Source organism: Planktothricoides sp. SR001, assembly GCF_001276715.1.
Taxonomy (GTDB): Bacteria; Cyanobacteriota; Cyanobacteriia; order Cyanobacteriales; family Laspinemataceae; genus Planktothricoides; species Planktothricoides raciborskii.
The window spans coordinates 1-16,269 of the sequence record NZ_LIUQ01000009.1; the positions used below are offsets into that span (position 1 = coordinate 1).

At 43.9% G+C, this 16,269-nt stretch carries 13 protein-coding genes; 8 read left to right on the forward strand and 5 right to left on the reverse strand.

What is annotated here, in order from left to right:
• Positions 1-433: 433 nt before the first annotated feature.
• The 3 genes from AM228_RS07445 to AM228_RS07455 all read left to right on the forward strand — a co-directional run bounded on the left by AM228_RS07445 (position 434) and on the right by AM228_RS07455 (position 3,926).
• Positions 434-1,015 (forward strand): COP23 domain-containing protein, encoded by a 582-nt coding sequence (locus AM228_RS07445; RefSeq protein ID WP_054465506.1) that lies wholly within the window; start codon positions 434-436, stop codon positions 1,013-1,015.
• Positions 990-2,036 (forward strand): serine protease, encoded by a 1,047-nt coding sequence (locus tag AM228_RS07450; protein ID WP_054465507.1) that lies wholly within the window; start codon positions 990-992, stop codon positions 2,034-2,036. The genes AM228_RS07445 and AM228_RS07450 overlap by 26 nt, the downstream gene beginning before the upstream one ends.
• A gap of 345 nt (positions 2,037-2,381) precedes the next feature.
• On the forward strand, positions 2,382-3,926 hold the full coding sequence (locus AM228_RS07455; RefSeq protein ID WP_190876825.1) for a serine protease: 1,545 nt from the start codon (positions 2,382-2,384) through the stop codon (positions 3,924-3,926).
• A gap of 191 nt (positions 3,927-4,117) precedes the next feature.
• Here the strand turns inward: AM228_RS07455 and AM228_RS32050 are convergent, their stop codons facing one another.
• Positions 4,118-4,255 carry a hypothetical protein gene (locus AM228_RS32050; protein ID WP_156331611.1) on the reverse strand — a complete coding sequence of 46 codons (138 nt, stop codon included), beginning with the start codon at positions 4,253-4,255 and terminating at the stop codon, positions 4,118-4,120.
• A gap of 118 nt (positions 4,256-4,373) precedes the next feature.
• On the opposite strand from AM228_RS32050, the gene AM228_RS07460 reads away from it, so the two are divergent.
• Entirely contained in the window at positions 4,374-4,634 is a 261-nt protein-coding gene (locus tag AM228_RS07460) for a type II toxin-antitoxin system Phd/YefM family antitoxin (RefSeq protein ID WP_054465509.1), read from the forward strand.
• A gap of 229 nt (positions 4,635-4,863) precedes the next feature.
• On the opposite strand, the gene AM228_RS07465 is transcribed toward AM228_RS07460, so the two are convergent.
• The 4 genes from AM228_RS07465 to AM228_RS07480 all read right to left on the reverse strand — a co-directional run bounded on the left by AM228_RS07465 (position 4,864) and on the right by AM228_RS07480 (position 11,010).
• Entirely contained in the window at positions 4,864-5,253 is a 390-nt protein-coding gene (locus AM228_RS07465) for a hypothetical protein (protein WP_054465510.1), read from the reverse strand.
• Positions 5,217-5,549, reverse strand: a complete 333-nt coding sequence (locus tag AM228_RS07470; RefSeq protein WP_054465511.1) for a hypothetical protein — start codon at positions 5,547-5,549, stop codon at positions 5,217-5,219. The genes AM228_RS07465 and AM228_RS07470 overlap by 37 nt, the downstream gene beginning before the upstream one ends.
• A 186-nt stretch (positions 5,550-5,735) precedes the next feature.
• Positions 5,736-7,244 carry a serine/threonine-protein kinase gene (locus AM228_RS07475; RefSeq protein ID WP_054465512.1) on the reverse strand — a complete coding sequence of 503 codons (1,509 nt, stop codon included), beginning with the start codon at positions 7,242-7,244 and terminating at the stop codon, positions 5,736-5,738.
• A gap of 481 nt (positions 7,245-7,725) precedes the next feature.
• A complete protein-coding gene (locus AM228_RS07480; protein ID WP_054465603.1) occupies positions 7,726-11,010 on the reverse strand; it encodes an exodeoxyribonuclease V subunit beta in 3,285 nt (1,094 codons plus the stop codon).
• Between the two features lie 210 nt (positions 11,011-11,220).
• On the opposite strand from AM228_RS07480, the gene AM228_RS07485 reads away from it, so the two are divergent.
• From AM228_RS07485 to AM228_RS07500, 4 genes are all read left to right on the forward strand, one after another.
• Entirely contained in the window at positions 11,221-12,561 is a 1,341-nt protein-coding gene (locus tag AM228_RS07485) for a Rieske 2Fe-2S domain-containing protein (protein WP_054465513.1), read from the forward strand.
• 507 nt (positions 12,562-13,068) lie between these two features.
• On the forward strand, positions 13,069-14,016 hold the full coding sequence (locus AM228_RS07490) for a response regulator (protein ID WP_054465514.1): 948 nt from the start codon (positions 13,069-13,071) through the stop codon (positions 14,014-14,016).
• Positions 14,017-14,117: 101 nt separating this feature from the next.
• Positions 14,118-14,810: a bifunctional demethylmenaquinone methyltransferase/2-methoxy-6-polyprenyl-1,4-benzoquinol methylase UbiE gene (gene ubiE, locus AM228_RS07495; protein WP_054465604.1), complete on the forward strand. Its 693-nt coding sequence runs from the start codon at positions 14,118-14,120 to the stop codon at positions 14,808-14,810.
• A 269-nt stretch (positions 14,811-15,079) separates the two neighbouring features.
• The gene (locus AM228_RS07500; RefSeq protein WP_054465515.1) at positions 15,080-16,249 is read left to right on the forward strand and encodes a LeuA family protein; all 1,170 of its coding nucleotides are present in this window, start codon (positions 15,080-15,082) and stop codon (positions 16,247-16,249) included.
• Positions 16,250-16,269 lie beyond the last annotated feature (20 nt).

Below are 16,269 nucleotides of genomic sequence, written 5' to 3' on the forward strand. Positions count from 1 at the left end.
GGGTCTCCCCAAGTAGAGCAAGTGGCGTGTCTCCCCAAGTAGAGCAACTGGTGAGTCAGTGCGGTCTTGGGGTCTCCCCAAGTACAGCAACTGACGAACCCGTAGGGCGAACCCGGAGGGCTCGAATTTTAGTTCAGTAAAGCAAGAAACCGGGTTTCTGGGTTGTCTACTTCTTTCTTGCTTCCATCCGCTGCCACCATCCGTTAACCCATCCGTTGCCCATCCGTTGCCTATCCGTTAACCCATCCGTTGCCCATTCGTTGCCCATTCGTTGCCTATCCGTTAACCCATCCGTTGCCTACCACCAAAAAAAATAGCCAGCTTTTTCGTAAAGAAATAAAATCAAAGTGGAGTAATGATTAATACTTAGTACCCCTGTTTTGCTTTACATAACTTAATATTTTCGGGTTCATATTTTCAGGAGGCAGGTTCCATGACGTTCCGAGGCAAATTATTCACCCAACTATTCGCAGGATTGACGGGATTCACCGTCGCCGTAGCCACTACAGTAAATCTGCCTACGGTGGCACAGCAAAACCGCCGCTTTTTTTGCGGCACCGATTTTAGTCCCACTCACGGTACCGTCCCAGCCACGATCGCCCGGACTGAACGCGGCCCAGTTCCAATGATTCACTGGGTTTCTGATTGGATTAAAGATCCGAAGTGGACGCCACAAACCCGCTGCGAAGCAGTGGCCGATCGCTTTCAACGCTACCACGATAATGGCACTCTGAAATATATGCGAACCGGCAACAGCGGCAATTATCCAGTGATTTGCATTGCCGATACTAAGGGAGGAAACTGCCTCCAAGAAGATATTCTCGTTACTTTAGAACCTGGTACGAATGCCGATGATGTTTTGCAGCAAATGACTGACTTGCGGTCGCGCGTGGGTGGGGGGCCGATAGAATTGAACGATGATTTATTCTTCTATGTTGATGGGGAAGCCTACATCAATATGGAAGTGTTTCTCGAACAAGGGCGCACCAATGAAGAATTGGAAGAACTTTGGTAATGGCAGTTTTAAACGCAACGTGGCGATTTACTGGAAGGAGAAATTGCCGCCCATGAGTGCGATCGCCCTAATTACGAGTTTGCTGCTCACCTTGCCAGGAGATATGCCTCGGAAAACCCCAGAGTTGATATCCGTAAAAGCAGATCCGCCCTTGCTAGTAGTGGATCGATTGCAGCAGCAAGCCTGGGCTATTACCATCAGGGTGTTATCTACGAGTCCCCTGGGTTCGGGATTTGTGATTCAAAAGCAAGAGTCAGTTTATACCGTAGTCACAAATCAGCACGTCCTCCGAGGGGGCAAACCTCCCTATCGCGTCCAAATGCCCGATGGTCAGATATATGTTGCGGATGTGGTGACGGGGGTTGATTTATCGGCGTATGATTTGGCCTTATTGCAATTTCGCAGCCCGGATGTGGTCTATGCAGTGGCCCGGTTGCCTACCCCCCCAACCCCCCATCAAGGAGGGGCGAGGGGGGGTTTGTCCGTAGGGGATGAGGTATTTGCGGCAGGGTTTCCGGCTAGGCAAATTCTTTCCGACCCTCCAACTCCCCCAGGGCGCAAGCATTGCGCCCCTACAACCTGCACCCGAAATCTCCCAGGTTTTGCTTTCCGACCCGGACGAGTCACCCTAATATTAGATCGGCCCTTAGAAGATGGCTATCAAATTGGCTCAAATAATGATGTAGAAAAAGGGATGAGTGGTGGGCCCTTATTGAACCTTCGCGGGGAAGTAGTGGGAATTAACGGAATACACGCTTATCCCCTGTGGGATGCAACGGAATTATATGCGGATGGGTCGGAACCTTGCCCCCCGTTACAAGATTTTATTGCGCGATCGAGTTGGGCAATTCCCATTGAGGTATTATCCACCGTTGTTGCTAAAACCGCTGATAATTCGTTTCCTTTGTTATTAGAAGATTTGGCATTTCCCGCGATCGATGAAAGTCAACAGCGTTATACCCCCTATTTTATTTTGCAAATGCAATTAGCCGCCGAAGCCGCAAAAAATTGTGTACCGTAGGGGCGCAATGCTTGCGCCCCAAACCCCCGTAAAAAACGACCATATTTATCCCAATTTCAAAAATTATTGCTACATCTCCGAGATTAATTTGGGGCGCAAGCATTGCGCCCCTACAATATCTGGTGATTTATCTGTAGGGGCGCAAGCATTGCGCCCCAAACCCCCGGAAAAAACGACCATATTTATACGTCAATGCTTCGCCCCTACATTTTTTCCTGACTTGAGGTATAAAATAGGTTTAAAATAAATTATCGCCAACGAGAAATAACCAGCCAAATTATGAATTTTTCCCATCGATTCCCACCAGCTATCTTTGGCGCCGCAATAGTTAGCAGCAAAATCGTAATGATGCAATTCGCGACACCCGTAGCCTTAGCCGCAGACGTGCAGCAAATTGCCAGAGAAATTACGGTGCGGATTGATGGGCCTGGGGCCGGGGGTTCGGGATTTATTGTTAAACGAGAAGGTAATACCTATACAGTTGCGACAAACTGGCACGTTGTAGATCGCGAAGGGCAATATACAGTTAAAACCGAGGATGGTCGAGAATATTCGGTTAGCCAAATCCAACAACTACCAGGGGCAGATTTGGCGGTGATGTATTTTACCAGTCCCCAGAGTTATCGAGTGGCAGAGTTGGGGAATTCAGATAATGTCAGTTTGACTCAGCCGATATATGTGTCAGGTTGGATGAATCCTTTGTCTGATGCAATTCGCCAACCAGCTTATAGTTTGATTCAGGGACAAATTACGGCAATCCAGTCACAAAATGATGGCGGTTATACTTTGGTTTATAACACCACTGGTAACTATAAAGGCATGAGTGGTGGCCCGGTATTGAATCAGGATGGTAAAGTCATCGGGGTGAATGGACAAGCGATATCGGATCCACGGATTGGCGTGGTGGGTTTATATCTGGGAATTCCGATTAATACTTTTGAACGGCTGCAAGCTAGGGTGTCTCGACCAAACCTTCAGCCAAGAGAAACGACTCAACCATCTAATACCCAAAGCGATCGGGCATTCTTAGAGCAGGGTAATGAACAGTATAATCGACAAGACTATGAAAGTGCTATTGCAAGTTACAACCAAGCGATTAGGATTAATCCTGAATTAGCCCTTGCTTACAACAACCGAGGTGCTGCCTACGCCGACCAAGGAAAATTAGACCAGGCGATCGCGGATTATAACCAAGCGATTAGGATTAATCCTGAAGATGCCGATGCTTACAACAACCGAGGTGCTGCCTACGCCGACCAAGGAAAATTAGACCAGGCGATCGCGGATTTTAACCAAGCGATTAGGATTAATCCTAATTATGCCGATGCTTATCATAATCGAAGTGTTGCCTACGAAAAACAAGGAAAATTAGACCAGGCGATCGCGGATTATAACCAAGCGATTAGGATTAATCCTGAAGATGCCGATGCTTACAACAACCGAGGTCTTGCCTACTACAGGCAAGGAAAATTAGACCGGGCGATCGCGGATTTTAACGAAGCGATTAGGATTAATTCTGAATATGCCGAAGCTTACAACAACCGAGGTCTTGCCTACTACAGGCAAGGAAAATTACCTGAATATGCCTCAGCTTACTACAACCGAGGTCTTGCCTACTCCGACCAAGGAAAATTAGACCAGGCGATCGCGGATTACAACCAAGCGATTAGGATTAATCCTGAATTAGCCCTTGCTTACAACAACCGAGGTCTTGCCTACTCCGACCAAGGAAAATTAGACCAGGCGATCGCGGATTTTAACCAAGCGATTAGGATTAATCCTGAATATGCCGATGCTTATCGTAATCGAGGTTTTGCCTACTACAACCAAGGAAATAACCGTCAAGCCCAGGAGAACTTCCGCAAAGCTTCTGAACTATATCAACGGTAAGGAAACTAAGAATGGTATCAAAATGCTTTGGAGAGAATTCGGGAATTAGAGTAATTGTTGTTGGTTGTTTGTTTTTTGTTGGTGGTTGTTGGTTGGTGGTTGGTGGTTGGTGGGATTAAGAAACCGGGTTTCTTGTTGGCAGAAAACAGATAACTTTGATATCCACGACATAAACCCGGTTTCTGGGTTGTTTATAAGTTTACTGTGGGGGTAAAGAAACCGGGTTTCTTGTTGGCGAAAAACCGATAACTTTGATATCCCGAAAAGAAACCCGGTTTCTGGGTTTGCGGGTGGAGGTTGAGAAACCGGGTTTCTTGTTTGCTTGTCACCGTTAACCCTTTGATTCACCACAGAAACCCGGTTTCTGGGCTTTAGCAGGTTGTCACATCCCTTGCCACAAATGAGCTAAAATAGTCAAAATGTCCAAAATAGTCAAAAACTATCACCATGCAGACTTACACCCTTAGCGAAGCCCGAAACCGACACGGGGAAGTCTTCGACCAAGCGGCCGTAGAACCCGTATTACTGACAAAACAATCTCGACCCAGCTATGTCCTCATGTCCGCAGAAAGCTATCAACAATTAATCGATCGCCTCACCCAACTAGAGGATATGCTGTTAGGTCAAACAGCAGAAGAGGCACGAAATCAATCTCAAATGGTTGGTACTGAAACCTTTACCAAAACTCTCAGGGAATTAGCCAATTAGCCAGCTAACACGATACAAACAGCATTGGTAGCATTGGTAGGTAGGGTGCGTTAGGCGCTAGAGTTATTTTTGCCGGAGATAGATAATTTTAAAAGCGCCGTAACGCACCAAACAATTAATATATTTATCCACCTTGGTGCGTTACGGCGGCGATTTTCGGCAAAGTTTCCAGAAATTGCCAATTATTTTCGCCGCCTAACACACCCTACCGCTACGATGGATCTACGATTTATTGAATATTTTTTTTCAGCCAATCCACAAAACCTACAAATGTCATTTCTTCGGTTAAGGTTAACTGAGTTTTATCTTCCCTATGAAGATGAGGAACATATTCCCCGGCATGAGTTCCAATTTCGCCATATTTTAGCCGAATAGCACGAGGATCGGGACTATTATCAAACCCCGCTTCGACTCGTTCTCCGAGTAAAACATAATACCGATACTTCCTCACTTCATCGCTGAATAACTCTGTCACCAACACCCGATACAAACCATATTTACCTTGAATCCGTAAAATTGCCCTGGCTGGAGTCATATCAGTAATAAATTCCACGGATTCAAAGGTGGCTTTTGCCAAAACAATTACATCGTTAAAATAGTCTGCAATTTGATTGTCCAATCTTCGATTCCTTTGTAACAAAATTCCCAATCAGCCAAATCAATTTCCCATAGTTTATTTCCATCCGCCTCTATTTTCTCAATCCAGGCTTCATCTTGACCAATGCGTTGGGCAAAAGTGGGATAATCAATGCCATATTTAGCGCGATATTTAGCCTCATTTTTCTTCAATTCGGCTACTTTTGCGGTAATCTGGGAAATCGCATAACATTGAACCGCTAAATCTATCGCTGCTTGCACATCACCCAAAGCCGTCAGTATCTCAATATATTCATCTTTAACTGATACGGTGGTCATAGTCCTTAATATTCAGTAAAATTGACCAAAATCATCTTGACCGCGTTGCTATATCACAGTATAGCATGAAACCAAAGATATCTGGTAGGGTGCGTTAGGCTCTAGAGTTATTTTTGCCGGAGACAGATATAAAAGCGTCGTAATAAAACCAGAAACCGGGTTTCTTGAAGAAACCCGGTTTCTCTGCTACAGCAAATCAAAACATTGCATCATTTCCCTCGCTGTGCTTTCAAATTTATTATATTGCCCATTTTCTGCCCCATAAATCACCACATAAGCTTTATCAGTCCTGACAATTCCCATCTCTATTTTCTTCACCATCACCCCATTTTCAACTCCCTGATAAGTCAACTCATAAGCGGGACTATTGGCTAAAGTGCCGTCTTGCCGATTCAAAATCGTAACTTGAGGAAAAAACTTGTTAATCTCCTCCATCGAAGCTTGAGAATATTCAGCTAAGGATAAAGTTTTCTGTAATTTTTCTACCTTAATCGTCACCTTAGCCCTAGCATCATCAGGTGCCATAAACTTAGTAATTTCCCCGGTCATGGGATCATCAATGGCTTGCCTCCTCCAAGTTGGGTGATATTTAATTTTAAACCCATATTCATAATTATCATAAGGGGAAAATTTTTGACAGGGTAGTGGCGGTGGTGGCGGTGATGACGGTGGTGGTAACTGCTTGATTATCTCTGCCAGTAACGGAGACATGATTCCTGCGGCAGCTATGGGAATGAAAACCTTTTTTTTCATCCAAAAATTCTGTTTTTTCGGTTTATTTGGCTTTTTCCCTGAATGATTGTCCGGATTAGGCTGTGATACCACCTCTGGCGGAGTAGAAGTGGGCGAGTAAGTATTTTGATTGCTATTTTTCACTGCTTTGACTGCTGCTAAAGCTTCTACCGCTGATGGATAACGCTGATTAAAATCATAAAGCACCATTCGGGTTAAAACCGCAGCGAATAATGGAGCAATTTGCACCTGATTTTGCCAGATTAATTCTCCATTAGCATCCTTTTTAAACTCCCCACTACGCGGGTCTGGATTTAACCCAGTCAGGGCTTGAATTGCAATTACCCCCACCGCATAAATATCGCTACTTAATTGAGGATTGCCATTCGCTTGTTCATTGGGCATATATCCGTGAGTTCCCACCATCACCGTCAATGGTTGCCCCTGGGGATTCACCGATAAATTAGAAATTTCTTTAACCGCCCCAAAGTCAATTAAACAAATTTTCCCATCACTATGACGCCGCATTAAATTCGCGGGTTTAATATCCCGGTGAATGATATTCTGCTGATGCACATAAGCCAGCACTTCCAAGATTTCTATTAATAGATTAATTACCTCGGTTTCGCTTAACTTCTGACCAATCTTCAATTCAGTTTTACTCAGGTCATCCCCGTCAATAAAATCCTGAACTAAATAGAATTCGCTATGCTCCTGAAAATTAGCTTGCAATTTAGGAATCTGCGGATGACTGAGTTTATGCAGGGTTTCCGCTTCGGTGTTAAACATCCGTTTGGCTGTAGCCAAAACTGATGATTTCTTTGACTGAGGTTGCAGTCGCTTCACCACACAATGAGGATTTCTCGGTAAATCCCGATCTTCGGCTAAATAGGTTTCCCCACAGCCGCCACTGCCCAAACTCTTGATAATATGATAGCGTCCCCGTAATGTTGTCCCAATCATTAGAGATATGCTGGATGGTGAATTGCGCTGACTATTTTGATTCTGCCATAAACAATTGGTTTTGATTCCCCCAAGTGGTGCTAAATTTCTGATGGATGATATTCAGCGTCTAATTTCTGGAAAATGGGCAAATCACCGTGAATTTATTAATTTATCCCATTAATTTATAGACAGCATACCCCTTTTGTAGGGGCGAAGCATATAGCCTACCCTACCCTACGGGAAGGCGTTCCGCCTACGGGAAGCCGCTCCGCGTCTACGGCATGGCTTCGCTTACCGGGCAGTGAATTTTCGGTTTTTACAGTTAAGATAATTACCCGAATGCTTCGCCCTGGGTTAACCGAGTAAAGGGCGAAGCATTCCCGCCGATAAGTGATTAATTATAAGCATAAATTTCCGGCGGAAATGCTTCGCCCCTACGGAGATAATTTGCAATGGGAAAATAGGCGATCGCACTAAACCCTACAACTACAACTAAACCCTAAAAAGCTAAGTCATCCTCAACCATTTTATCCCCGATTTCTTGATAAGCATATTCACAAATTTCTGCATAGGGACAAATCTGACAATTGCTTGGCCAAGCATGGGCGCGATAATCTCCTTGTAAAATTTTTTGCACAATATTTTTCACTTCATCACCAACGGCTTGGAAATAGTCACGGGGATAAGTGAAAAGCTTGGGTTCTCTTAAGTAAGCAATGTGGGCTTGGGGGCGTTCCGTTGCTGCCGCATAAACCCATAATTGGCAGCGATGTAAATGAGGTTCGATGATTTGGTCTGTTTTATAATCTAAAACAAAATCATCACCTAATAAATCAATCACCCCATTAAAAGTAATGCTATCTATTTTGAAAGTAATCTTGGTTTCTTTGCTAATGTTTCCTTGGCGATAGGGGGCATAGTCTGGGTATTCATCCCAAGCTTGCACCAGAGATAATATTTCTTGGATTTGTGCCGGGAATAAGCTAGAGTTAAATCGAGATAAAGTTTCCGGGTTTCTGATGTTATTTTCCAAAGCTTTATGGACTAAAATGCCAATTTTTTGAGCGATCGCCATCCCTTCTCCTGTCCCTGGGTGTCCATCAATATAGCGAAATTTAAACCGTTTAGGACAGCGAGTATATTCACTCAAAGCTGTCACCGGCAATTCAAATAATCCCGAACCAACAAAACCGATAATTTCTGGACGATCGCCCTCTAGTAAAGGGGGTAATGGCGGTTCGGGGGCGAATAAATCCTCGGCGGTTAAAGGAATTTTTTCTACAGAAATATTCGCCGCATTCAGTCCCGGACGCAGCAAATCTAACAAACTGCCTTTCTCACTAGCTGCGGTTAAAATTAGGCGATCGCGACTCCGAGTAAAAGCCACATAAAGCAACCGCAAAGCTTCAGCATCTTCTCGTTGTTTCTGTAAATTTTCCAGCCAAACGTAAAGGACTGGCTTTTGTTTTTCTCCTTCCTCATTAGACAAGGAAACTGCCACACCCCACGCAGGGTCAAAATACACCGATGGCGAATAATTGGGTTTACTTCTGGTTAAATCAGGCACTATTACCACCGGCCATTCTAAACCTTTAGCTGCATGAATCGTCATTAAAGTAACGGCATTTTCTGCCTCCAAAGGTAGCCGGGTAATTTTCACATCAGCGGCGGCAATTTGTCGTAACCGTCGCACCACATTAAATACATCATTATTTCCCGTTTCTAATTGTCGCACAAGTTCCATAAAACCTCGCCAGTCTGCCAGCCGACGGGGTGCTCCTGGTAGGTTATTAATCACTGCTGTATATCCGGTTAAACGGTCAGCAATTTGCAGTAAACGGGTGGGCGGTTCTACGGTGCGATCGCCTAAAAGTTGCTTTAATATTTCTACGGCAGAGAAACCGGGTTTCTCCAAGAAACCCGGTTTCTGTTCCATCTGAATTTTTTCCCACCAAGAAAGGTTTTTTCCCTCAACGGTTAACAGAGAACGACTAATCATAAATAAGGTGCGATCGCTAATAGCAAAAAATGGGCTCCGTAACACCGCCACCAAAGCAATATCATCCGTAGGATCCGCCAAAAATCTTAATAAAGCCCAAGCATCTTTTGCTTCCCTAGTATCTAACAAATTGCCGCCCCCGGACAACACCACGGGAATGCCCTCACTTGCCAAAGTTTCCCCATACAATTCTAACGGATCCCAAGTGCGAGAAAGAATCGCCATATCTCCCGGTTTCACCGGACGCAAACCGCCTGTTTTTTTGTCATAAACAGGCATTTTTTGCTCTAACATTTGTTTAAGCGTTCGGGCAATATGCCGACCTTCTGCCTGACGGCAACGGTTAATATCATTTACCTCTCCAGCGGCAACAGTATAAGCCTCTAAATAAGTATTAACATCTGGATTAATATCATTAACATATGGGGCTTCTGTGCGAAAAGCCGTTAAATTTTGGTGCAAATTTCCCAATAGCGGCGCAAAGATGTGATTAATCTGGTTAATCAAGCTTTCATGGGTGCGAAAACTGGTAGAAAGTTCCACAATTTCGCCACCTTTTCCTCTTTTACCTGAATCATGCTGAATGCGATCGCACCAGCTTTGAAACACCGCCACATCGGCCCGTCGAAACCCATAAATTGACTGTTTAGCATCGCCCACAATAGTCAATATTGCCTTAGAATTTAGCAACTCTAAAAATTCTCCTTGGACGGGGTTAGTATCTTGGAATTCATCCACTAAAAAAGCTTGCCACCGTTGCCAATAATACTCTTGAACTTCGGGATGACTCAGGGCTTTTAGGGCATAGACTTCTAAATCCGCAAAATCTAATAATCGGGCTTTTCGTTTAGCCGCTGCTAAAAACTCCCGCACTTGCATAAATGCCTGCTTGAGGATGGGCAAAATAGCGGTTAATTTATGGTCAAATTCGCCAATGTCTAGATTAATCCTGCCTCGCTTGATTTCTTTGTCTGCCAATTTTTTTAGAGTAGCGATCGCCTCTTTAATTTCCGTAAATCCCCCATCTGGCCATTTTTTCTTACTGCCTCCCTGCAAATTAATCTTGGTTAGATTTTCCAAAGCGTTTGTTGGTTCACTATTTTCTTTTAAACTATTGACTGCCTGAATCGCAGTTTTCCGGGCTAATTCTATGCGATCGCCTTCAAGTCCTGCAAACTGGTGTAAAGTTTCTGTTGCCAATTGCCATTGGGAATTGCCCAACAATTCACTCAGGGCAAATTGCTGCATTTGGGCAATTAAATGTTCTGGATTAATTGACCGATTAAAAGCTCGTTCAGCGGCGATTGGATCGGCAATTAAATGGGGTAAAATTTCCCCCAATTGACTATAAAAAATTTCTTGATAAATCTCGGCAGGTAATTCTGTCAAAGCCAAAATTAATTGCTGATTAAGCCAAATTTTACTTTCCAACTCATCCAATACGGTAAAATCAGCGGGAACCCCTGCCGCTTCCGGGTGTTCCTGACAAATTCGGGTGGCTAAAGAGTGGAGGGTACTAATTTGGGCTGCTTCCAATTCAGCTAACAAGTCAAAGCGATCGGGCAGTCTTTGAGAAACCGTTGCCCGAATGCGCGATCGCAGTTCGGCTGCTGCCTTATCCGTAAACGTACAAGCCACAATTTCCAAAGGGGAAAACCCGTCAACAGTGAGGTGATAAAAATAGCGTTCTGCCAGCATATAAGTTTTCCCTGTACCAGCACCAGCAATCACCGCTACACTACCAGAAGAATAGGCTGCTTTTTCTTGTTCCGTCGTTAAAGTCATAATGCCAAAAATAATTGAACCGAACCATCGGCAGGCGATCGCCATTGGCAATTAAGCCGATTCTCTAGCATTCTACCATTCTGTAATCCTGGAACCAATCCTGGAACCATAAGTAATTTTTGAAGATTTCGTGAAATTAGTCAAACTAAATTCTTTTTTGGTAATTTTTATGGTATATTACATAATTAAGAAAAAATCAAAATAACCTCAATGACAACTGAATTTAACTTTTTTCAAAATTGGTATCCGATTTCCCCCCTTGAAGACCTAGAATATGACCGACCTACTACCGTAACGATTTTGGGCAAATCCTTGGTAATTTGGCAATCCCCGGTATCTAAAAAATATCAAGTATTTTTAGATGAATGTCCCCATCGTTTAGCCCCCTTAAGTGAAGGCAGAATCGAACCGAAAACCGGAAATTTAATGTGTAGCTATCATGGCTGGGAATTTGATGCCGATGGCACTTGTCAGCGGATTCCCCAAGCGGAAAATCCCGACTTAGTGAGTAAAAATAAAACAAATTTTTGTGCCCGCAAATTTCCCACCCAAGAAGCGAATGAATTACTCTGGGTTTGGCTGGATCCGAAATCAGAGGAGTTAGCCGCCAAAACCCCGCTACCTTTATCACCGCAAATTGATGCCGAAAAAGGGTTTGTTTGGTCTTCAATCGTGCGAGATTTAGAATATGATTGGCAGACATTGATCGAAAATGTCGCCGACCCCAGTCATGTGCCTTTTGCTCATCATGGGGTACAAGGCGATCGCGAAAAAGCCGAACCCTTACCCATCACCATCAGCCAATCAAATGCCCAAATCATCGAAGCGAAAATTGACCGAAAATTTAAAAGCACAATTACCTTTCAACCTCCTTGTCATTTAGAATATCAAATTTCCTTGGGTGCGGATAAACAAATAGGATTAATCACCTATTGTATTCCCGTTTCTCCAGGCAAGTCGAGAATAGTCGCGCAGTTTTCTCGGAATTTTGCCCAAAACTTACACCGGATCACCCCGCGATGGTGGGATCATCTACAAAATCGCAACTTAATATTAGACGGAGACATGGTTTTCCTCCATTATCAAGAGCGAATATTACAACAAAAACAACAAACCCAAACTTGGAAAACCGCCTACAAAATGCCCACATCGGCGGACAAATTAATTATTGAATTTCGCAATTGGTTTGATAAATATTCTGGGGGTAAATTGCCGTGGCAGGAAGTAGGAATAAACCCGCCAGATATTTTGTCAATTTTGCCAATGACTCAAAACCGACAACAAATACTCGATCGCTATCATCAACATACCCAACATTGCAGCAGTTGTCGGGGGGCATTAAAAACCGTGCAACGGTGGCAAATCTTTTTGCTGGTTTACTTTATCCTCACAATTGCTACAGTTGCACTGCTGCCAGATGCCCTCAGACTGCCCTGGGGTCTGCCTTTAACCTTAACCGCACTCCTCGGTATGGGGGTCTACGGTGGACTCAAATTTTGGCTAGAACCGAAATTTTACTTTGTTGATTATATCCACGCATTCAAAAAGTAATCTTGAGTCTGTATAAGTCTGTATGTCAACCCGCAATGGGTGACTTCTGTCCGGGGAAGTGAAACCTGGTGGGCTAAAATTAACACTGGCAATTCAGCCTGAACATAAGGCGAAAGTAAGGTGGGCAATGCCCACCTTACTTAGTCGATCGGGGTCATCCACAGAAATCTTAAGAAATCTTAAGTAATTTTCCTAATACAGTTTAACCACTAGACAAATGACTACCTAATGTGTTGCTACATCTGACCGCTTAATGTCTGACTCCGGTTTCCAGGGAACTTGCCTAAAACCGATTGGTTCACGAGAAATAACTAAATGTGCGGTCTACCGTCGATAAATGATGTAATAGTCATAATCCTGGTTGACCAAGAAAGTACCATATTGCCCACCAAGAACCAGACGCTTCAGTGCAAGACATTTTGCTTTGTCCTGCATGACAAAGATGCTGATTTTTGCCTGATGGATTGCCCAAACTCAAAGATTCGTGAGTTAATAGTTAATTGTATGATGAATAACTCAATTCCAGAGCTAGAAAATATTATTACTCAGTTGAAAAGCCTACAACGACGTAACAAAGCCAAAATGCTGGTGGTGGATGACGAACCAGATAACCTGGATCTACTCTACCGCACTTTCCGACGGGACTATCAGGTACTCAAAGCCGAAAGTGGCACCCGCGCTTTAGAATTATTGCGCGAAGAGGGTGAAGTGGCCGTGATTATTTCTGACCAACGAATGCCGGAAATGAAAGGGACGGAGTTCTTAAGTAGAACGGTGCCTGATTTTCCCAATACAGTGCGGATTATTCTAACTGGGTTTACGGATATTGAAGACCTGGTAGATGCGATTAACTCCGGTCAGGTTTATAAATATATTACGAAACCTTGGGATCCGAATGAACTGAAAACGGTGGTGCATCGTGCCGCAGAAACTTATAAAGTGCTCAAAGATCGCACGGAAGAATTGCGGCGGGCTGAAGCGCAAACCAACCTCCTATCAATTATTTTGAATTTATCTCAAGAGGCTAATTCTTTAGAGGATTGTTTGAAACCGATCGCCGTCGCCTTTGGGGAAAATTTTGCCGCTGATGTTTGTCTTTTGCAACTGGTGGAAAATAATCGCTTAATCCCCAGTCAAGGGGTATTTTCTAAAGTCGGCATTGAGGAAAACTGGTTAGAACATGACCCGTTAACCGCAGCGGCGATCGCCACCAGAACCTTGCAAGGATCTGTTCATGTAGAAAAAGATAGCAACCTTGCCGAGGACGAACATTATCAAAAATCTGGGACACAAGCTCATTTGGTCATGCCAATTACTTACCGGGATGAACTTCTAGCAGTCTTGTCTCTTCAGTGGAAGCAACCCTTTACCCTGCGAGAAGATGAAGTGTCTACAATCCATTTGTGCGCTAGGCAAGTGGGTGTCACCCTGACCTGTGTCCGCTATCATCCTTAAGGTTGATCTGATGGATTCTCTATAATTTTTCTGCCCCCTGAATTACTCTTATTTTACAGATGTCTACTGTTTCTAAACCTCCTATATCTTTATCCAATCAAATGGTTCCTTCTGCCAGCGAAATTCAACAGATATTTAATCGCATCGCCCCAGTTTACGATCAATTCAATGACTGGCTGAGTCTGGGTCAGCATCGGATTTGGAAGCGGATGACTATTGCCTGGAGTGAAGTCAGTCCTGGAGATATTTGTTTGGATCTGTGCTGTGGCAGTGGGGATTTAACTCTGCTTCTCGCGGAAGAAGTAGGAAAAACAGGTCAAGTCTTTGGGGTAGACTTTTCTGTAGAATTGCTGAATCAAGCGCGTCAACGTCCGGGAAAACAAGAGGTCATCACCTGGGTAGAAGGGGATGCCTTGGATTTACCTTTTCCTGACGAATATTTTGACTGTGCCACCATTGGTTATGGTTTACGCAATGTTAAAGATATTCCCCGTTGTTTAAGCGAATTGCATCGAGTGCTTAAACCCGGTGCCAAAGCCGCGATTTTGGACTTTCATCGCCCCAGTAATGCGATCGCCCGTGAGTTTCAGCACTGGTATTTAGATCATATTGTCGTACCCTTAGCCAAAGCCAACGGATTATATAATGAATATGCTTACATTTTTCCCAGTTTAGATCGATTTCCCATTGGCAAAGAGCAAGTTGAGTTAGCGCGAGCGGCTGGATTTGCTGCCGCCACTCACTATCCTATTGCCCAAGGAATAATGGGAGTATTAGTTGTGAATAAAGTTTAATCTTTAGTGCTTGGTTGTTGGTGGCCCCTCTTTGAAGGGGGGGGGTTGGGGGCTTGTTAGTGGTTGATTGTTGATTGTTGGTGGTTGATTGTTGATTGTTGAAGCAGCAGGACATGGACTTTCACCTTGTCTCTACGGAGATCACCGTCTTCTTATCTCCCCCTGCCCCCTGCCCCCTGCCCCCTACAGCCTACACCCTCTCCCCTACAGCCTACACCTGGAAAAAAACACCTCTTTGCGAATACGATTAAAGGAGATTAGATTGCGCTATGTTTCAGATTCTTGATTCTACTCTCAGAGAAGGAGAGCAAACCCCAGGAGTTTATTTTTCCCCGGAAACAAAGTTGTTAATTGCTCAATATCTAGATCGAATTGGCATCGATATTATTGAAGTCGGAAATCCTGCTGTTAGCCCGGAAATTTCTGAAGCGATCGCCTTAGTTGCCCAGGCAAAATTAAATGCGAAAATTGGCGCCCACTCTCTTTGTCGCATCGATCACGTTCAAAAAGCATTGGATTGTGGCATAGATTTTTTAGGCATCTTCTTTAGTGTCGCCAAACACCGTTTAGAGCGAGACTACCATATTACTTTTGACCAAGCCCTTGAGCAAATTGTCGAAGTAATTCGCTATGCCAAAGCCCAAAATCCCAACCTGTTGATTCGCTATACCCCTGAAGATGCAACCCGCACCGAAATCGAACAGGTGATTGAAGTAGCCACGGCGGCAGTCCAAGCTGGTGCAGATATTATTAGCATTGCCGACACAACGGGATACGCAACTCCGTTTCAACCCGATCGCAGTTACGCCTATTTTGTCAAAACTTTAAAGCAAAAACTAGCGGATCTTCAGCTATTTCCTAAAATTGCCGTTCATTGTCACAATGACCGAGGTTTAGCCCTCGCCAATGCCCTTGATGCTTACAAAGCTGGCGCCGATATTATCGATGTCAGTGTTATCGGTTTGGGAGAACGTGCGGGGATTGTTGATTTGGCAACTTTATTAGTCAACTTAGTTGAAATGGGGGAATCAAAACGGCGTTGGGAGTTTAAATATCTTCAAGAACTCTATCATCTGGTGAGTCAAGCTTCCCGGATTTCAATTCCGCCTCTTTTCCCGATTATGGGAAAAAATGCCTTCACTCACTATGCCGGGGTTCATGTCACAGCGATCGCCAAGGATCCGATGCTTTATCAAAGTCTCAACCTGGAGAGTTTGGCTCATCAAAATAAATTAGCCTTAGGAATGCAATCTGGTCGAAATTCAATTGAATTAGCTCTCAAGCAAATTGGCAAAGAGGAAATGATCGAGAATGAAAGTCTAATTAAGTCAATTCTAAAAGAGGTGAAATTTTTAGCTAAACAAGGAACTTTGATTGATATTCATAATGAATTTATCAACCTAGTTAATCGATGTGTTGCTATAGAAAATTTTGAATAATATTGGTCAGCATTCACCCT